A 19218-nucleotide genomic window follows, 5' to 3' on the forward strand; every position below is an offset into this window, starting at 1 on the left:
ACAAAGGGATCGTTCGCGGCCCCCCAGCCGCACGGGCGATCGGTAACGAGAGAGGCACCCTCACCCCATGGGTCACTCCCACAGAACGCGGCGCGCGAAGTACGCGGCGATCACCGGCATAGCGTCCCTCGCGCTCGCCGCCGCCGGCCTCGCCGGTGCGGCCGCGCCGGCCTCCGCGCAGGACATCTCCAGCTCCTCGGGCAGCGTCAACAACGAGTTCAACCCCTGGAGCCCGCAGACCGGCCACCCGTACCGCCACGGCGCGGTGCTGGGCAAGGAGCAGCAGAAGAAGTACAAGCAGTGGCTCGCCCAGCACAACCAGGCCGCGGCCACCGGCCAGGAGACGCTGTCCTACGGCGGCGGCGTCGACGGCATCGGCGTGCAGAGCGGCCACTCCAAGGTCTACCTGGTCTTCTACGGCACCCAGTGGGGCAGCCAGAGCACCGACGCCAACGGCAACGCCAAGTTCTCCGGCGACTCGGCCGGCGCCGCCGGTGCCACCCAGCAGATGTTCAAGGGCATCGGCACCAACGGCGAGACCTGGTCGGCCGACCTGACCCAGTGGTGCGACGGCCCCAACGTCGCCGCCGGCGCGGTCAGCTGCCCGACCAACGCCAACTACATCCCGTACCAGAGCGGCGGCGTCCTCTCCGGCGTCTGGTACGACAACGCGGCCGCCTCGCCCGCCCAGGCCACCGGCAACCAGCTGGGCCAGGAGGCCGTCAAGGCCGCCGGCCACTTCGGCAACACCACGGCCGCCGCCAACCGCGACGCGTACTACGTCATCCTGTCGCCGCACGGCACCAACCCGGACGACTACCAGAACCCCACCACCGGGTACTGCGCCTGGCACGACTGGAACGGTGACACCACCCTCAACGGTGGCGCGGCCAGCTCGCCCTACGGCGACATCGCCTTCTCCAACCAGCCGTACAACATCGACCAGGGCAGCAGCTGCGGCGTCGGCTTCGTCAACTCGCCCGGCACGCTGGACGGTTACACGATGACCCTCGGCCACGAGTGGCACGAGATGATGTCGGACCAGAACCCGGCCGGCGGCTGGACCAACCACGTGTCCGGCAGCTCGTACAACGGCCAGGAGAACTCCGACGAGTGCGCCTGGATCCAGCCCGGCTCGGCCGGCGGCGCCGCGAACGTCTCCTTCGGCTCCTACGGCACCTTCGCCGAGCAGGCCAGCTGGTCGAACGACACCAACTCCTGCGCGATCTCGCACGCCATCCTGACCCACGGCAACCCGGGGAACACGGTCACCGTCACCAACCCGGGCAACCAGTCCGGCACCGTCGGCACCGCGGCCAGCCTGCAGATCCACGCCACTGACTCGGCCTCCGGCCAGGCCCTGAGCTACGCGGCCACCGGCCTGCCCGCCGGCCTGTCGATCAACTCCTCGACCGGCCTGATCTCCGGCACCCCGACCGCCGCCGGCACCGCCAACGTGACGGTCACCGTGACCGACTCCACCGGCGCCACCGGCAGCACCTCGTTCAGCTGGACCGAGTCCGGCGGCTCGGGCGGCGGCAACGCCATCACCAACGGCGGCTTCGAGGCCGGCAACCTGTCCAGCTGGACCGGCGCCGGCTCCACCTCCGCCACCTCCTCCGCCGCCCACAGCGGCAGCTACGGCGCCATGGTCGGCTCCACCAATCCGACCGGTGACTCCTCGCTCGCCCAGACCTTCACCGCGCCGTCCGGCTCCAGCAAGCTGTCCTTCTGGTACAGCAACACCTGCCCGGACACCGTGTCCTACGACTGGGCCACCGCGACGTTGAAGGACAACACCACCGGCACGACCACCACGGTCCTCGCCAAGACCTGCGCCGCCACCGCGAGCTGGGCCAACCAGACCGCGGCCGTCACCCCGGGCCACTCGTACACGCTCACCCTGAGCAACCACGACGACAACTACCCGGGTGACCCGACCTACACCTACTACGACGACGTGACCGTCTCCTGACGATCGCCTAGCCGACACGCACCGGGGTGGGCCTCGCGCCCACCCCGGTGTGGTTTTTCTGCATATGGGGGGATCCGATCCGGCGCCTCGCGCGTCGAACCGGTACCGCTTTCCACCCCGGCACTAAGGAACCACCGTGACCCTGAGAAGACCCGCCGCCCTCGCCCTCACCTGCGCCGCCGCCCTGCTGGCCCTGGCCGGCTGCGGCTCCACCCACGCCTCGACGGCGGCGTCCGCCCCGGCCCCGACGATCACGGTCGTGACGCCCCCGGCCGCCGTGACCGCTGACGAGAAGGCCAACCACACCACGGTGAAGGTCGCCGTCGGCGCCGCCGTCTCGGTCGAACTGCACGGGACGTACTGGTCCGCCGCCGCCAGCTCAGCCCCCGACGTGCTCTCTCCGGCCGGTTCCCCGACCACCGAACCGTCCCCCTCCTGCCGCCCCGGCGGCGGCTGCGGCACCGTCACCACCACCTTCGCCGCCCGCACGGCGGGCACCGCCCACCTGACCGCCTCCCGCACCGTCTGCGGCGAGGCCCTCAACTGCGCGCCGGACCAGCGCAGTTACGACGTGACGATCGAGGTCACCGGCTGATCCGGCGGCTCCGCCCGTGGCCGCGCTGCGGTGTTCCCGCCCAGGGAGCGCCGCAGCGCCGCTGTGACCCGCCGTGACCCGGTGTGACCCGATGTGACCCGGATCACGCTTGAGGCTGCCCCTGGGGCAGGGTGGAGATTCGTCGCAGCGGCCGGACAGCGGTCCGGGCACGACGGACACCGAGGAGCACCCCATGACCACCGGCCACACCGAACGTTGCGCGGGCGCCGACCAGGGCCAGGACCAGGACCAGGACCAGGACCGACCGGAGCTGCGGCAGGTGATGGAGGAGCTCGTCGGCTCCGGCTTCCTCGGGGTGCAGCTGCGGGTGAGCGACGCACGGGGCACCTGGGCCGGCAGCGCCGGGGCGCGCGAACTGGGCAGCGGCGCCGAGCCGCTGACCGACGGGCACTTCCGGATCGGCAGCAGCACCAAGAGTTTCGTCGCCACCACCGTGCTGCTGCTGGTCGCCGAGGGCAGGATCGGCCTGGACACCCCCGCCGACCAGTACCTGCCCGAGTTCGGGCTGGACCGGCGGATCACGGTGCGGATGCTGCTGCAGCACACCAGCGGGATCTTCAGCCACACCGGCGAACTCCTGGACGACGGGACGGTCGTGCCCGGCATCCCGTGGCAGGGCAAGGCCTGGGTGGACAACCGCTTCCACAGCTACCCGCCCGAGGAACTGGTGCGGCTGTCGCTGTCCAAGGCGCCGCGGTTCGCGCCGGGCGAGGGCTGGAGCTACTCCAACACCAACTACGTGCTGGCCCGGCTGGTGATCGAGCGCGCCACCGGGCGGCCCTTCGCCGAGGAGCTCCGCCGGCGGGTCCTGGCCCCGCTGGGGCTGACCGGTACGGTGGCGCCCGGCAGCTCGCCCGAGATCCCCGAGCCCCACCACCACGGCTACTACCGCTACCAGGACGGCGGGCAGGAGCTGACGATCGACGTCACCCGGCACGATCCCTCCTGGGTCGCGGCCGGCGGCGACATGATCTCGACCACCCGGGACCTGCACACCTACTTCGCCGCGCTGATGGGCGGCCGGCTGCTGCCCGCCGGGCTGCTGGCCGAGATGCGCACCCCGGAGGAGCGGATCGGCTACGGCCTCGGGCTGTTCGCCCAGGACCTCGGCCCGGCCGGCGGCACCGTCTACCACCACAACGGCGCCACCATCGGCTCGGCGGCGCTGATGTACGGCTCGGCCGACGGCCGCCGGGTCCTGACGGCCGCCCTGAACCACGTGGACGACCCGGAGATGTCCCTCGCCGCGTCCTTCCAGCAGGCCCAGCAGCGGCTGGTCGCCGCGGTGTTCTCCGGCTGACCGGGAAACCCCGGCCGGGGGCGGGTAGCCGCCGGGTCCGACCACGCGAGAAGCTGGGCGGATGGTGAACGGAGTCACGATCGGTCAGGCCGCGGCATTCGTCGGCGTCTCGGTGAAGACGGTGCGGCACTACCACGAGCACGGGCTGCTCGCCGAACCACGGCGCGACACCTCCGGCTACCGGCGGTACGGCTCGGATGAACTGCTGCGGCTGGTCCAGGTCCGGACCCTGGCCGGCGCCGGTGTCCCGCTGGCCGAGATCGGGCCGCTGCTGGACGCCGAGGCCGAGCCGTTCGCCGCCGCCCTGGCCGACGTCGAACGGCGGCTGGCCGAGCGGATCGCCGAGTTGGAGGAGCGCCGCGCCACGCTGCACCGGCTCACCGAGGGCGACCGGGCCCTGCTGCCCGACCGCGCCTGCGCCGTCCTGGAGCGAATGGCTGACCTCGGGTTCGCCCCGGCGTACGTGGCCGGGCAGCGCGAGGCGCTGGTACTGGCCCGGGTACTGGTGCCGACCGGCTTCGACGGCTTCCTCGCCCAGCTCGAACACCGGCTGGACGACCAGGAGTTCGTCGAGCTGTCGATGTGCGCCTGGGAGGCCGGGAGCTGGGAGCCGGACGACCCGAGGATCGAGGAACTCGCCGCCGCCATGGCGGAGCGCTTCCTCGCCAATCCGGCGCTGCTGGGGGACGCCGACAGCCTCCAGGCCTGGAGCCGGGCCGCCGCCCAGTACCGGCTGATCGACCACCACCGCGAGGACCAGGCCCCGAGCGCGGCCCGGCTGACCGCGCTGACCGAGGCCAGGCTCCGCTCCGCCGGCGCCCCGGCCCCGCGCCTCCCGCGCCACTGAGCGGCGCCGCTTCGGGAAGTGCGGCAGTCGGCGGGGAGGTGGCCTGCTCCCCGCCGGCCGCCGCGAGCGCGTGGGCCTCAGGAGGCCGGGGCACCGCTCATACCTCCCGCACCTCCCGCACCCCCCGCCGCACCCGGCCACCGCCCGTCCGGAGGCCGGGTGCGAGCCGACCCTCTGCTGTTTCATCGGTGTTCAACCGCCCGCTCCTGACTCCACCCCGTCAAGCCCATAGCTTCCCTGGGGGACTGCGAGAAGGAGCCATGGAAGACACGCAACCTGTCGTACGGGCACGGGGATTGACGAAGTGCTTCGGTGACGTCGTGGCGCTGGACGGCGTCGGCCTGGAGCTGTCGCCCGGCCGGATCCACGGGCTGGCCGGGCCGAACGGCGCCGGGAAGACCACCCTGCTCGGGCTGCTGCTCGGCCTGGCCGTCGCCGACGACGGCGAGCTGGAGGTGCTGGGCAGACCGGTCGGGCGGGCGCTGCCGGCGCCGGACGGCGTGGCCGGCTTCGTCGACGGCCCCGGCCTCTACCCGTCGCTGACCGCGCGGAAGAACCTGGCCGCGCTGGCCGCCCTGCGCGGCCTGCGGACCGGGTCCGGCCGGATCGACGGGGTGCTCGCCGAGGTCGGGCTGACGGACGTCGCCGACGACCGGGTGCGGGGCTTCTCGCTGGGCATGCGCCAGCGGCTCGGGCTGGCCGCCGCGCTGCTCACCGAGCCCCGGCTGCTGGTGCTCGACGAGCCCTCCAACGGCCTTGACCCGGCGGGAAAGCAGCACGTCCACGGCGCGCTGCGCAGGCTCGCCGACAGCGGCGTCACCATCCTCCTCTCCAGCCACCGGATGGACGACCTGGAGGCGCTCTGCTCCGAGGTGACGATCCTGGCGACCGGCCGGGTCCGCTACTCCGGCCCGCTGGGCAAGCTGGCGGCCGAGACCCGCGAGCTGGACCATCGGCTGCTCACCTCCGACCTGCGGACCGCCCGACGGGTGGCCGACGGGGCCGCGGGGGTGCGGGTGGTGGACGACGCCGGGGCGTGGCGCGGCACGGAGGCGCTGGTGGTGCGCGCCTGCGGGCCGGCCGTCGAGCAGTTGGTGGCCGCACTGGTGCAGGAGGGCGTACGGGTGCGCGAGGTCGCGCCCGTGGTGTCGCCGCTGGAGGCCGCGTACCTCGCCCTCACCGAGGAACAGCAGGAGGGTGGGCGATGAGCACGGTCATGGCCGGGGACGCGGTGGCCGGTGCCGCCCCCACGCCCGGGGCGGGTCCGGTCCCGGTGGGCCGGGTGTACCGCTTCGAGCTGGTGAAGCTGGTCTCGCAGTGGCGGATCCGGCTGCTGGTGCTGGCCTGTTGGGCGCTGCCCGGGCTGTTCGTGGCCGCGGTCGCCCAGCAGGGGACGCTGCCCTCCGACACCCTGTTCGGCCGCTGGATGCACGCCACCGGCTGGGCCGGCCCGCTGGTGGTGCTGGGCTTCGCCGGCTCGTGGGCGCTGCCGCTGCTGACCTCCGTGGTCGCGGGCGACGTGTTCGCCGCCGAGGACCGGCTCGGCACCTGGCGCCACCTGCTGGTCGCGGTCCGCTCGCCGCGGCGGATCTTCCTCGCCAAGACCCTGGCGAGCGCGACCGTGATCGTGCTGCTGGTCGCCGGGCTGGTGGCCTCCGGTGTCGCCGGCGGCCTGGCGGCCGTCGGGAACCAGCCGCTGGTCGGCGTCGACGGGCACCAGCTGGCACCGTCCGCCGCGGCCGCGAGCGTCCTGCTGGCCTGGGCGGCGGCCCTGGCGCCCACGCTGGCGCTGGCGGCGCTCGGGCTGCTCGGCTCCGTCATCCTGGGGCGCTCCCCGATGGGGCTGCTCGTCCCCGCGCTGTCCGCCGTCGCCATGCAGCTCGCCCAGACGCTGCCGCTGCCGGTGGCGCTGCGCCTCGCCCTGCCCGGCTACGCCTTCGTCTCCTGGAACGGGCTGTTCGCCGACCCGAACCGGCTCGACGAGCTGCTGATCGCCGTCGCGGTGAGCCTGGGGTGGGCCGCGGCGGCCACCACGGCGGCCTACCGGCTGTTCGTCCGGCGGGACTTCACCACCGGCAACGAGGACGGCGAGAAGCGCCGGGCGCTCACCTACGGGGTGCTGCCGCTGGCCGGGCTGCTCGCGCTGGGCACCGGCGCGGTCGCGGTGGCCACGCCCTCGACCGGGTCGGGGATCACCCAGGCGAAGGTGCAGCGGTCGGTCGCCACCGTGTTCGCGCACCTCTACCGGCTGCAGACCGAGCAGCTGCACCGCCCCGCCGTCACCGAGGCCGACCTGCGGGTCAGCGCGGAGTGCAACCGGGGCGACGGCCAGGTCGATCCGGAGGGGCCGGGCAACGACTGGCGCTGCGTGGTCACCTGGCACCTGCCCGGCACGGCCGCCCCGGGCACCGCGATCTACCAGCTGGACGTCGCCTCGGACGGGCGGGTGATGGCCGACGGTGACGGGCCGAAGGAAGTCAACGGCTACTTCCTGGTGCACACCGCGACCGGCGACGCCCCGAACCCGTTGTGGCAGTTCGACGGTCAGATCGCCCTGCTCGACTCCTCGACGGACTGACCGCGCCCGGCCGGCCCGCACGAAGCTCCCGACGCACCGGACCCACTCCCCGCGACCGATCACAACGAAGGGCTGACGCCATGCAGGTAACGCGTCGTCGACGTATCCAGAAGGACCACCCGGTGGTCCTCAGCCGCCGGGTCGGCCGCCGGGCCACCCTGGCCACGGCGTGCATCACGGCGGTGGCCGTGGCCACCGGTACGGCCTTCGCGGCCACCCAGCAGTTCGGCACCGACCAGGTCGGCCAGGTCACCGCCGACGGCCAGGTGATCTCCAGCGACCAGTACATCGCCCCGTACGGCGACCGGCTGGTCATCGACAACGGCAAGATCATGGGTTCCCGGGTCAGCCCGGACGGCACCCACCTGGCGGCGTCGCTGGCCGACGGCGACGCCTCGCTCGTGATCGTGGACCTCAGGACCGGCAAGGTGCAGCAGCGCGCCGGCAAAGCCAGGACCGCCGACCTCCACCTGACCGACGGCTCGGTCGGCCAGGAGGCCCCGGTCTACTCGCCCGACGGCAAGCAGCTCTGGCTGGGCCAGCTCGACGGGTACACCAAGTTCACCGTGAAGGCCGACGGCTCCCTCGCCGACCCGGTGAGGATCGCCATCCCCGCCGACGGGACCAAGCACGCGCTGGCCTCCGGCGCGGTGTTCTCCGCCGACGGCGCGACCGTGTACGCGGCGGTCAACGGCCAGAACCGGGTGGTCGCGATCGACGCGGCGACCGGCAGACTCGGGCAGAGCTGGACGACCGGCACCGCCCCGCGCGGCATCGCGCAGGTCGGCCACAAGCTGTACGTCGGCAACGAGGGCGGGCGCGCCGCCACCCCCGACGACGACACCCTCAACTCCTACGGCACCCAGGTGCCGGCCGACCCGGACACCGGCGCCGCCACCTCCGGCACCGTCAGCGTGATCGACCTCTCGAACGGGGCCGCCGCCGTCGGGACCATCGACGTCGGCCTGCACCCGACGGCGGTCTACGCCAAGAACGGGACGGTCTTCGTCGCGGACACCTCCTCCGACCAGGTGTCCGTGATCGACGCCGCCCGGGACAAGGTGGTGCAGCGGATCTCCACCAAGCCCTGGCCGGAGGCCTCGGTGGGCTACGAGCCCACCGCCGTGACCCTCACCGACGACGGGCGACTGCTGGTCACCCTCGGCCGGGCCAACGCCGTCGCCGTCTACCGCTTCGCCGGCGCCCAGGAGCCGGTGAGCTACATCGGCCTGCTGCCCACCGACTACTTCCCGGCGGAGGTCACCACCGTCGGCTCCACGGTGGTCGTCTCCAACACCCGTGGCATCGACGCCCGGCGCCCCAACTCCACCGGCGCCCACAACACCCACGACACCACCTCCAGCCTGACCCGGTTCACCCTGCCGAGCGACCAGGAGATCCGCTCCCAGACCGACAAGGTCTTCCGGCAGAACGGCTGGACCAAGGGCGCGGTCCAGACCGCCGACCGGCGCAGGGCGAAGCCGGTCGCGGTGCCGGCCCGGATCGGCGACCCGTCGACGATCAAGCACGTCTTCCTGATCGTCAAGGAGAACCGCACCTACGACCAGGTGTTCGGCGACATCGGCAAGGGCAACGGCGACCCGAAGCTCGCCCAGTTCGGCGCGAACGTGACGCCCAACCAGCAGGCGCTGGCCAAGCAGTTCGGGCTGTACGACAACACCTACGACATCGGCACCAACTCCGCCGAGGGCCACAACTGGCTGATGCAGGCCGACAACCCGGAGTACACCGAGTCCTCGGCCGGCGAGTACGAGCGCAGCTACGACACCGAGGACGACGCCCTGGGCCACCAGCGCTCGGGCTTCCTGTGGACCGGCGCCCAGGCGGCCGGCCAGGACGTCCGCGACTTCGGCGAGTTCCACCAGTTCCTGACCAAGCCCGACGGCGCGAACTGGCAGAACCTGTACTGCGACGCCAAGAACATGGAGGCGACCGGCGACGACACCGCCTACCCGCTCAACTCCTCGTCGCCGATCCCCTCGCTCAACGACGCGTCGGTGCCCGGCTTCCCCAAGTTCGACCTCGATGTCCCGGACCAGTACCGCTACCAGATCTGGAAGCAGGACTTCGAGCAGAACGGCCCGGCGAACCTCAACATGCTGTGGCTGTCCAGCGACCACACCGGCGGCCCGGCCGCCCCGGCCGCGCAGGTCGCCGACAACGACCTGGCGGTCGGCAGGATCGTCCAGGAGATCTCGCACAGCGAGTACTGGAAGGACTCCACGATCTTCGTGGTCGAGGACGACTCCCAGGCCGGCCTCGACCACGTCGACGGCCACCGCGCCCCGATCCAGATCATCAGCCCCTGGGCCCAGCACGGCGCCGTCGACAGCCGCTACTACTCGCAGATCACCATGGTCCGCACCATCGAGCAGATCCTCGGGATCCACCCGATGAACCAGAAGGACAGCGCGGCCACCCCGATGGCCACGGCCTTCACCGACAAGCCGGACTACACCCCGTTCAGCGCGGTGCCCAACCGCACCTCGCTGACCGACGGCCTGAAGACCCCGCCCGCCTGCGGCGTCGACGTCCCCGGCGCCCAGGACCGCACCGCCGCCGCCGCGCCGGTCACCACCGCCCCGCCGGCCGCCGAGCAGGGCGTCGCCGCCCAGTGGGACACCTGGAAGTCCCGGCAGCAGCTGACCGGCCCGAGCGCCGCGCCCGACCGCGCCAACCCGGCCCAGATGAACCACCTGACCTGGTACCAGACCCACAACTGGACCACCCCGTACCCGGGTGAGAACGCCATCCACGCCCCCGACGACGTCCCCGGCGCCTACATCCCGTCCGCCGAGAACGACGGCTGACCCCTGCCGAACGAGTCCCGGCCCGGCCGGACCGCCGGGCCGGGACTCGTTTCACAGCTTGAGCAGGACGGCGAGCAGGCGGTCGATCTCCTCGGGGGAGCTGTAGGCGTGCAGGCTCACCCGCACCGAGCTGTCGGCCTCGCCGGCCCGGGCCTGGCAGTGGCCGTCGGAGCGGACCATCAGGCCGTGGCTGGCGAGGACGAAGCCCAGGTCGGTGGAGGAGATGCCGCGGTGGCGGAAGGTAACGATGCCCTCGCGCCGCTGGACCGGGGAGTCGGCGGCCAGGCTCTGCTGGCAGCCGAGGATCCGGTAGGCGTCACAGCCGCGCAGGCCGTCGGTGAGGCGGGCGGCCAGGGCGGTGGTCCAGCGCTGGATCTGCTCGGTGCCGGCGGCGTCCAGCCAGTCCAGGGCGGCCTCCAGTCCGGCGATCCCGCTGGTGTTGGGGGTGCCGCTCCAGCCGCCAGGACGGAACTCCGGGCCGCGGGTGTTGCGGGCCCAGACCGCGCCGGTGCCGGGCAGGGCCAGGGCCTTGTGGCCGGAGAAGACCACGAAGTCGACGTCGAGGGCGGTGACGTCCACCGGCAGGTGGCCGACGCTCTGCGCCGCGTCCAGGCAGATCGGGACGTCCGGGCCGACGGCGGCCCGGATCCGGTGGACGTTCATGTCGCCGCCGTACACGTGGTGGACGTGGGTGGCGGCGACGAACGCCGTTCGTTCGGTGACGAGTCCGGGCAGCGCCCGGTGGTCGTAGTCGTGCGAGGCCGGGTCGTACGGGAGTTCGCGGACCAGGACGCGCACGCCCTGGGCGGCCAGCAGCCGCTGCGCCTCCAGCCAGGGCAGGGCGTTCGCCTGGTGGTCGGCGAACGGCACGATGATCTCGTCGCCGTCCCGCAGGTGGAGCGGCAGCCAGTCCCGGGCGACGGTGCGCAGGCCCTCGGTGGTGCCGCTGGTGAAGTGGACGCCGGAGGGGTGCCCGGGGGCCGGGTCGCCCAGGAAGGCGGCGACCCGGGTGCGGGTGCGTTCGACCAGGGCGGTGGTGGCGTTGGCCCAGGTGTACGTGCCGCGCCCGGCGTTGGCGTTCCCGGTGGTCAGGTAGCGGTGAACGGCGTCGAGCACCGCCCGCGGCTTCTGCGAGGTGGCCGCGCTGTCCAGGTAGGCCTGCTCCGGATCGGCCACGATGATCGGGAACTGGGCCCGCAACGCGCGGTGCCAGGAGTCGAGTTCTTCGAGTGTGCTGATCTCCGCCACCCCGTTCAGTCCCGGACCAGCGGCGCGCCCGCGTCGCGCCAGCCGATGATGCCGCCCGCCAGGCTGCGGGCGTCCTGGTGTCCCATCCGGGTGAGCAGGGCGGCGTACCGCACCGACTTCTCGCCGACCGGACAGGCCAGCAGGACGGGCTGTCGGGTGCCGAACGGCAGTCCGCCGTGCAGGAGTTCGTCGAACAGCTCGTCGACGATGTTGACCGAGCCCTCGATGTGCAGCGCCGCGTAGGCGAACGGGCCGCGCAGGTCGATCACCAGCGGGCGCTCCTCGGCGATCCACTTGCGGGCGGCGTCCACGTCGACGGCCCGGACGGCGGCGAGTTCGGCCTCGGTCAGCGTGGACACCGAGTGGGGCCGCGGGGGCTGGTCGAACAGCTCCGGCCGGCGGTCGCGCAGGTACCCGAGGTAGCTCTCGACCCGGTCGCAGACGATGAACACCGCCGTCCGGCGCTCATCGGTGTCCGCCAACTCGGCGTCCAGGGCCCGTAGATGGCGCAGCGCGCCGTAGTAGGCGCCGCCGCCGGTCGGCCCGGCCAGCAGGCCGCAGCGGCGGACCAGGGTGAGCATCCCGTCGATGGCCTGGTCGGCGGTCACCGACGCGATGCGGTCGTAGGTGCCGGGGTCGAACAGCCCGACCTCGTGCACCTCGTCGATGGTGCGGATGCCGGGGATGAAGTCGGACTTGTGGGCGACCAGCCCGACCACCTCGACCGCCGGGTTGTGGGCGCGCAGCACCGTCGCCACGCCGGTGGAGGAGCCGGCGGTGCCCACGCAGGCGATGAAGACGTCCGGGGCGCGGCCGTCGAGGTCGCGGACGATCTCCGGCCCGGTGCCGGTGAGGTGCGCCTGGAGATTGAGCGGGCTGTAGTACTGGTCGGTGTGGAGGTAGCCGGACTCCGCCTCGGAGAGCATCCGGTGGATCCGGGTGAGCGGGTCGTCGGTGTCGGTCGGGTCGAGGCACTCGGCGCGGCCGGGCAGTTCCTCGATCTCCGCGCCGAGCAGCAGGAGCAGGTCCTTGATCTCGGGGACCTTCATCCGGTTGGTGACGCTCTTGAACGGCAGTCCGTGCATGCCCGCGATCAGCGCGAGCGCCTTGGCGGTGTTGCCGCTGGACAGCTCCACGATGGTGTCGCCGCGTGCGACGGCGCCCGGGAGGGCCTCACGGGTCATGTTCCAGGCGGCGCGGTCCTTGACCGAGCCGAAGGGGTTGAGCAGTTCGAGCTTGGCGTACAGGTCGATGTTGTGCAGGCCGGTCACCGCCGGGTCGATCCGGAGCAGCGGGGTGTCGCCGATCGCGTCGGTGATGCTGTCGTACCTCATGCCCGTCCGTCCCCCTGGTGTGTCGCGGCCCCCGTGGTGTCGAGGGGCCAGTACTGCTCGTCGAGGCGCCAGTGCCAGGCGCCGTCCTGCCGGTACGCGGCGACCTTGCGCGCGACGGGCTGCTGGATCGGCCCGCCGGCGTTGAAGTCCATCAGGTAGCCCGCGGTGTTCGCGAAGGCGAGGAGGTCGCCGGGGGCGGGGAGGCGGGGCAGGAAGACCAGCCGGCGGGTGATCAGGTCGGCCTCCAGGCAGAGGTTGCCGATCAGGTGGACCCCGACGGGCTCACCCGTGGTGGTCGCGGCGCCGGGGCGGGGTATCAGCACCGGGTCCATCAGCACGCCGTGGTCCTCCAGGCTGGCGTCCCGGGCGTTCATCTCCAGCCGCACCAGGCAGTCGCCGTCGGGGGTGTGCCGCACCTCCAGGACGCGGCCGAGGGTGGCCCCGCACTGGTCGACCAGCGCCCGGCCGGGCTCCACGGCCAGGTCGTACATGTTCTCCAGCAGCAGGGTGCCGAGCGGCCGCCCGAGGGTGGGGGCCCGGTGGGAGAGCAGCTCGTCCAGGTACGCCTCGGCGGCGACCGGGCGGTGCGCCGGGTACAGGCCGAGCGCGCCGCGCAGGGTGCCGGACTCGTTGCGCAGCCCGTATCCGTGCCCCTGCCAGCTGAGTGGGGGCCGCCGGCCGAGGACGGCGTTGGTGAGTTCGGTGGTGTACCGCTCCCACTGGGCGGCGTCGGCCAGGTAGTTGACGCCGAAGCCGCCGCCGATGTCGATGGTGCGCGGGCGCAGGCCCCGGCGGTGGCACTCGTCCATCAGCCGGATGCAGGCCTCCAGGGCGACGGCCTTCTCGGCGACGCCGGTGGTGTCCAGGTGGTAGGCGACGCCGGTGAGTTCGACGGCGTCCCGGTGGCGTTCGAGCGCGTCGAGCAGTTCGTCCGGTTCGCCGACGGGGGAGCCGAAGCGGCTGGGCCGGCTGAGGACGGTGACGCCCGGCGAGCGGAAGCCGGACAGCCGGGGCATGACGGGCACCCGGGGGAGGGCGTGGGTGCGCACCAGTGCGGCGAGGTCGTCGAGTTCGGCCCGGGAGTCCAGGTGGACGGTGGCGCCGGTGCGGGCCGCCAGCCAGAGGAACTCGCGGCTCTTGGGGCCGGTGGCCATGATCCGCTCGGGGGTGCAGCCGGCGCCGAGGGCGTGCTGGAGTTCGCCGAGCGAGGCGACGTCCAGCCCGGCGTCGGTGGCGGCGAGCCGCCGGACGAGCGCGCTGGAGCGGTTGGCCTTGTGGGCGAAGTAGATCCGGCCGGTGAGATGGTGCTTGCGGTAGACGGCCCGGAAGCGGGCCAGGTTGTCGGCGAGCTGTTCGGGCAGCAGCAGGTTGAGCGGTGACCCGAGTGCGTCGACCAGCGTGTGCAGGAAGTCGGTTGTCTCCAGGAGGGATCGGAGCCGCGGCTCCAGCCGTGGTTCCAGATAGAGCGGTGAGGGCCGCATCGGCGAATCTGCTCCCCGTCAGAGGTCGGCTTGAGGGGGCGCGACCACCGACAGGCTGCCCCCTGTCGGCCCCGTTGCCCCGCTCGTCCGCACGCCGGCTCGGCGCGCGCACGGTCGGACGCCGGGCGCGGATCCCGCCGCGAGGGGCGTCGTCGACCGAGGGAAACGGTAACTGTTTCCACATTGAATCGACAGCGCTTTCTGTCACGCCATCGCAAAGTCTGTGCCAATGCGAAGGGGGCCAATCCACTTGTGAGGAAAGGGAGTTGGATCTCCGGTGAGGGAGCGGTCAGCGCAGTGCCACCAGGACGGAGCTGGCGCCGTACTGCCACACCGAGCCGGCCTGGCGGAAGCCGGCCACCCGCAGCAGGTCGGCGTGCTGGGCGGCGGACAGGCGGTTGTCGCCGCCCTCGCTCGGCGGCAGCTGCCGCTCCCGGGCCGCCAGCAGCTCGGCGAACTCGGGGATCCGACCGGCGGCGTCCCACCACTGCGACCAGTCCTCCTCTCCGCCGACGCCCCGGCGCTGGGAGCGGCGTCGGCCGATCGCGAGCGCGAGTTCGGCGAGGGAGGGCTCCTCGGGGACGAGGTGGTCGCCGTTGACCAGGACGGCCCCGGGGCTCAGCGCGCCCGCGAGGTCGCGGTAGATCCGCAGCAGCGCCTCCGGCGGCGGGTAGTGGAGTGCGGTGGAGGAGAGTACGGCGTCCAGCGGGCGGTCGAGCGCGAGGTCCTCGATCCAGCCCGGCCGGCCGATCAGGGTCTCCACCCAGCGGGTGACCCGGGGGTGGCCGGCCCGGCCGAGGGCGAGCAGCAGCGGGTCGATGTCGACCGCGATCACCTCGGCGTGCGGGAGCCGGTCGGCGACGCGCGCGGACAGTGAGCCGGGGCCGCAGCCGAGGTCGGCGATCAGCGGGCGTTCGCGGTGGCCGACGACCTGTTCCACCACGTCGACGATGACGGTGAACCGCTCCTCGCGCTCCACCGCGTAGCGCTCCTGCTGGCGCTCCCAGCGCTCCACCCAGGCTCCGGCCAGGGTCGCGTCCACCGGCATTCCGACTCCCGCTGTGTCCGTGCGCATGCGCAGTCCCCGTTCGATGCCCATGTATGTCATGTCCATCTGGATTGGCAACGGAACCGGCGCGATCCATCGGCGCGATCCACTACCCGAGCCGTAATGATATCCGTTTTCATCTCACGGGTGAGACACGACGGAACCGGGGCGGGGCGCACCAGCGCCCCGCCCCGGTCGGCCCGGCAGTGCCTACCTGCCGACGGGCTGCTCGGAGGCGGCGCGGACGGCCGCGCCCGCCCAGGCGCGGTTGCCGAGGAGGGTCTTGACGTCGGAGGCGAGCCCGTTGTCGGGGTTCACCCGGAAGCCCAGCTCGTACAGGGTGTTCTTGTCCCAGTTGGTGGTGAGCAGCCGGACCGGGACGTCGCCCGGGTGGGCCTGGAGGGCGAGCTTGAGCTCGGAGACCATCTGGGGGGTGATCCGGTGCACCGGGACGGTGATCTGCACCGGCGGCTTGGTGCCCAGCTCGGCGGAGGAGACGTCCAGGGTGGTGATCTCCTGGCCGAAGATGCTCAGCGAGCCGTCGCGCTCGTTGAGCCGGCCGCGGACCGAGATGACGTTGTCCTCGATCATCTGCTCGGCCATCAGGTTGTAGGTGGCCGGGAAGAACAGCACCTCGACCGAGCCGTCGCGGTCGGACAGGGTGATGATCGCCCAGGCGTTGCCCGCCTTGTTGATCCGCCGGTCCACGCCGGTGATCAGGCCGGAGAGCCGGACCTCGCCCTCGGAGCGGCCGGAGCCGAGGAGTTCGGCGATCGAGGTGTCGCGGTTCTGGGAGAGGATGTGCTCGGCGCCGTCCAGCGGGTGGCTGGAGACGTACAGGCCGAGCATCTCGCGCTCCAGGGCGAGGAGTTGGCGCCGGGGCCACTCGTTCTCGGTGAGCTGGAAGTCCAGCCCGATGCCCGGGCCGCCGCCGTCCCCGGCGTCCAGGGCGCCGAACAGGTCGTCCTGTCCGATGGCCTGCTGCTTCTTCACCCCGGTGACGGCGTCGATCGCGCTCTCGTGCACGGTGCTGAGCGAGAGCCGGGTGTGGCCGAGCGAGTCGAAGGCGCCCGCCTTGACCAGTGAGTCGACGGTGCGCTTGTTGCAGACCACCAGCTCGACCTTGTCCAGGAAGTCGGGGAAGGAGGTGTACTTGCCCTTCTCCGCGCGGGTGGCGACCAGGGACTCGATCACCGGCACGCCGACGTTGCGGACGGCCTTCAGGCCGAAGCGGACGTCGCTGCCGACGGCGGTGAAGTCGACCACCGACTCGTTGACGTCCGGGGAGAGGATCTTGATGCCCATCTGCCGGCACTCGGCCAGGTAGACGGCCATCTTGTCCTTGTCGTCGGCGACGGAGGTGAGCAGCGCGGCCATGTACTCGGCCGGGTAGTTGGCCTTCAGATAGGCGGTCTGGTACGAGACCAGGCCGTACGCGGCGGAGTGCGACTTGTTGAACGCGTAGCCGGCGAAGGGGACCAGGACGTCCCACACCGCCTGGATGGCCTCGTCGGAGTAGCCGCGCTCCTTGCAGCCCGCGTGGAAGGGTACGAACTCCTTCTCCAGCACCTCCTTCTTCTTCTTGCCCATCGCGCGGCGCAGCAGGTCGGCCTGGCCGAGCGAGTAGCCGGCCAGCACCTGGGCGGCTCGCTGGACCTGCTCCTGGTAGACGATCAGGCCGTAGGTGGGGCCGAGGACGTCCTTGAGCGGCTCCTCCAGCTCCGGGTGGATCGGGATGATCTCCTGCTGGGCGTTCTTGCGCAGCGCGTAGTTGGTGTGCGAGTTCATGCCCATCGGGCCGGGCCGGTACAGCGCGGAGACGGCGGAGATGTCGGCGAACTCGGTCGGCTTCATCAGCTTGAGCAGGGCGCGCATGGGGCCGCCGTCGAGCTGGAACACGCCCAGGGTGTCGCCGCGGGCCAGCAGCTGGTAGGTGGTGGGGTCGTCGATCGGGATCTTCTCGATGTCGACGTCGATGCCCCGGTTGGCCTTCACGATCTTGATGCAGTGGTCGATGATGCCCAGGTTCCGCAGACCCAGGAAGTCCATCTTGATCAGGCCCATGGCTTCGCACGACGGGTAGTCGAAGCCGGTGATGATCACGCCGTCCTTGTCCCGCATGTGCAGCGGGATCAGGTCGAGCAGCGGGGTGGAGGACAGGATGACGGCCGCGGCGTGCACACCGGTGCCGCGGATCAGGCCCTCGATGCCCCGGCCGGTGTCGATGATCTTCTTGACGTCGGGCTCGTTCTGGTACAGCGACCGGATCTCGGTGCCCTCGTTGTACCGGGAGTGCTTCTCGTCGAACAGGTCGGCCAGCGGCACGCCCTTGCCCATGACGTCCGGCGGCATCGCCTTGGTGATCCGGTCGCCCATGGCGAACGGGTAGCCGAGGATGCGGTTGGCGTCCTTCACGGCCGCCTTGGCCTTGATCGTGCCGAAGGTGTTCACCTGGGCCGTGTACGCGGCGCCGTACTTCTCGGTCACGTAGCGGACCATCTGGTCGCGCTGGCGGTCGTCGAAGTCGATGTCGACGTCCGGGGGGTTGATGCGCTCGGGGTTGAGGAAGCGCTCGAACAGCAGGTCGTGCTCCAGCGGGTCCAGCTGGGTGATGCCGGTCAGGTAGGCGACCATCGAGCCCGCCGCCGAACCGCGGCCCGGGCCGACCGGGATGCCGTTGTCCCGGCCGTACTGGCAGATGTCGGCGACCACGAGGAAGTAGGCGTCGAACCCCATCGGGGTGATCACGCCCATCTCCAGCTCGATCCGCTCCAGCACCTCCTGGCTCGGGTTGTCGCCGTACCGGTGCTTGAGCCCGACCTCGATCTTCTTGCGCAGGAAGGAGGCCTGGGTCTCGCCCTCGGGCACGTCGAACTGGGGCATCCGGTCGACGTAGGTGAAGACCTCCTCGTACGACTCGACCCGCTCGGCGATCGCCAGGGTGTTGTCGCAGGCCTCCGGCAGCTCGCGGAAGAGCTCGCGCATCTCCTCGGCGGTCTTCACGTAGTAGCCGGTGCCCTGGAACTTGAACCGGTTCGGGTCGTCCTTGTTCTTGCCCACGCCGACGCAGAGCAGGCTGTCGTGGGCGTCCGCCTGGTCGGCGGTCACGTAGTGCGAGTCGTTGGTGGCCAGCAGCGGGATGTTCAGGTCCTTGGCCAGGCGCAGCAGGTCGTCGCGGACCTGGCGCTCGATGTCCAGGCCGTGGTCCATCAGCTCCAGGAAGTAGTTCTCCTTGCCGAAGATGTCCTGGTAGGCGCCGGCCGCCTTGACCGCCTCGTCGTACTGGCCCAGCCGCAGCCGGGTCTGCACCTCGCCCGAGGGGCAGCCGGTGGTGGCGATGATGCCGGTCGCGTTGGCGGCGATCAGCTCGCGGTCCATCCGGGGCTTCATGTAGTAGCCCTCCATCGACGCGAGCGAGGAGAGCTTGAAGAGGTTGCGCAGGCCGGCCGCGTTCTGCGCCCACATCGTCATGTGGGTGTAGCGGCCACCGCCGGAGACGTCCTTGCCGCCCTCGCCGTCGGCGCCGGACGGGCGCTGGCCGCCCGGCGACCAGAACACCTGCTTCTTCAGGAAGCGGGAGGCCGGGGCGACGTACGCCTCGATGCCGATGATCGGCTTCACCCCGGTCTTGGCGGCGGCGTGGAAGAACTCGTACGCCCCGAACATGTTGCCGTGGTCGCTCATCGCGATGGCGGGCATGCCCTGTCTCTCCGCCTCGGCGAACAGCTTGCCGTTCTTCGCCGCCCCGTCCAGCATCGAGTACTCGGTGTGGACGTGCAGGTGCGCGAAGCTGTCGGACACGGCGCTTTGCTCCTCGGTGGACCTCGGTGGGCGGAGCGATCCAGGCTAGCGGGTCGGCCCGGTCGACGCGCCGGGCGGGGTGTCCGGGGCGGGAGTCTTGACGGGTTCCTCCCGCCGCCGCTCCGCCTCCTTGACGGCGCGCGTCCGGACGGCCGTCCG

At 71.9% G+C, this 19218-nt stretch carries 12 protein-coding genes; 7 read left to right on the top strand and 5 right to left on the bottom strand.

Features of this window, described 5'->3' with window-relative positions; translation table 11 throughout:
* Positions 1–67 precede the first annotated feature (67 nt).
* The 7 genes from ACZ3YL_RS23075 (at position 68) to ACZ3YL_RS23105 (ending at position 10147) form a co-directional block, all read left to right on the top strand.
* Complete coding sequence (locus ACZ3YL_RS23075; protein WP_188306656.1) at positions 68–1975, top strand: putative Ig domain-containing protein; 1908 nt, start codon at positions 68–70, stop codon at positions 1973–1975.
* A gap of 136 nt (positions 1976–2111) precedes the next feature.
* Positions 2112–2570 carry a hypothetical protein gene (locus tag ACZ3YL_RS23080; RefSeq protein WP_465659492.1) on the top strand — a complete coding sequence of 153 codons (459 nt, stop codon included), beginning with the start codon at positions 2112–2114 and terminating at the stop codon, positions 2568–2570.
* Between the two features lie 193 nt (positions 2571–2763).
* Complete coding sequence (locus ACZ3YL_RS23085; RefSeq protein ID WP_465659494.1) at positions 2764–3891, top strand: serine hydrolase domain-containing protein; 1128 nt, start codon at positions 2764–2766, stop codon at positions 3889–3891.
* Between the two features lie 61 nt (positions 3892–3952).
* The gene (locus tag ACZ3YL_RS23090; RefSeq protein WP_188306653.1) at positions 3953–4738 is read left to right on the top strand and encodes a MerR family transcriptional regulator; all 786 of its coding nucleotides are present in this window, start codon (positions 3953–3955) and stop codon (positions 4736–4738) included.
* A gap of 260 nt (positions 4739–4998) precedes the next feature.
* Positions 4999–5946 (top strand): ABC transporter ATP-binding protein, encoded by a 948-nt coding sequence (locus ACZ3YL_RS23095; RefSeq protein WP_188306651.1) that lies wholly within the window; start codon positions 4999–5001, stop codon positions 5944–5946.
* On the top strand, positions 5943–7316 hold the full coding sequence (locus tag ACZ3YL_RS23100; protein WP_465659497.1) for an ABC transporter permease: 1374 nt from the start codon (positions 5943–5945) through the stop codon (positions 7314–7316). Before ACZ3YL_RS23095 ends, ACZ3YL_RS23100 begins: the two co-directional genes overlap by 4 nt.
* 80 nt (positions 7317–7396) lie before the next feature.
* A complete protein-coding gene (locus ACZ3YL_RS23105; RefSeq protein WP_465659499.1) occupies positions 7397–10147 on the top strand; it encodes an alkaline phosphatase family protein in 2751 nt (916 codons plus the stop codon).
* Positions 10148–10198: 51 nt separating this feature from the next.
* Here the strand turns inward: ACZ3YL_RS23105 and ACZ3YL_RS23110 are convergent, their stop codons facing one another.
* From ACZ3YL_RS23110 to dnaE, 5 genes are all read right to left on the bottom strand, one after another.
* Positions 10199–11395, bottom strand: coding sequence for an aminotransferase class V-fold PLP-dependent enzyme (locus ACZ3YL_RS23110; protein ID WP_317621221.1), 1197 nt, complete (start codon positions 11393–11395; stop codon positions 10199–10201).
* A gap of 5 nt (positions 11396–11400) precedes the next feature.
* Positions 11401–12729: a pyridoxal-phosphate dependent enzyme gene (locus ACZ3YL_RS23115; RefSeq protein WP_188306649.1), complete on the bottom strand. Its 1329-nt coding sequence runs from the start codon at positions 12727–12729 to the stop codon at positions 11401–11403.
* The gene (locus ACZ3YL_RS23120) at positions 12726–14210 is read right to left on the bottom strand and encodes a Y4yA family PLP-dependent enzyme (protein WP_188306648.1); all 1485 of its coding nucleotides are present in this window, start codon (positions 14208–14210) and stop codon (positions 12726–12728) included. The genes ACZ3YL_RS23115 and ACZ3YL_RS23120 overlap by 4 nt, the downstream gene beginning before the upstream one ends.
* Before the next feature lie 289 nt (positions 14211–14499).
* A complete protein-coding gene (locus tag ACZ3YL_RS23125; protein WP_223242707.1) occupies positions 14500–15285 on the bottom strand; it encodes a class I SAM-dependent methyltransferase in 786 nt (261 codons plus the stop codon).
* A gap of 183 nt (positions 15286–15468) precedes the next feature.
* Positions 15469–19059: a DNA polymerase III subunit alpha gene (gene dnaE, locus ACZ3YL_RS23130; protein ID WP_465659502.1), complete on the bottom strand. Its 3591-nt coding sequence runs from the start codon at positions 19057–19059 to the stop codon at positions 15469–15471.
* Positions 19060–19218: the final 159 nt, after the last annotated feature.

This window comes from Kitasatospora sp. NPDC023176 (assembly GCF_055560495.1).

Bases quoted from the DNA above. Each gene is read 5' to 3' on its own strand.
- ACZ3YL_RS23075 (WP_188306656.1), top strand. From the start codon at position 68: ATGGGTCACTCCCACAGAACGCGGCGCGCGAAGTACGCGGCGATCACC.
- ACZ3YL_RS23100 (WP_465659497.1), top strand. From the start codon at position 5,943: ATGAGCACGGTCATGGCCGGGGACGCGGTGGCCGGTGCCGCCCCCACG.
- ACZ3YL_RS23120 (WP_188306648.1), bottom strand. From the start codon at position 14,210: ATGCGGCCCTCACCGCTCTATCTGGAACCACGGCTGGAGCCGCGGCTC.
- ACZ3YL_RS23115 (WP_188306649.1), bottom strand. From the start codon at position 12,729: ATGAGGTACGACAGCATCACCGACGCGATCGGCGACACCCCGCTGCTC.
- ACZ3YL_RS23125 (WP_223242707.1), bottom strand. From the start codon at position 15,285: ATGCGCACGGACACAGCGGGAGTCGGAATGCCGGTGGACGCGACCCTG.
- ACZ3YL_RS23105 (WP_465659499.1), top strand. From the start codon at position 7,397: ATGCAGGTAACGCGTCGTCGACGTATCCAGAAGGACCACCCGGTGGTC.
- ACZ3YL_RS23090 (WP_188306653.1), top strand. From the start codon at position 3,953: ATGGTGAACGGAGTCACGATCGGTCAGGCCGCGGCATTCGTCGGCGTC.
- ACZ3YL_RS23095 (WP_188306651.1), top strand. From the start codon at position 4,999: ATGGAAGACACGCAACCTGTCGTACGGGCACGGGGATTGACGAAGTGC.
- ACZ3YL_RS23085 (WP_465659494.1), top strand. From the start codon at position 2,764: ATGACCACCGGCCACACCGAACGTTGCGCGGGCGCCGACCAGGGCCAG.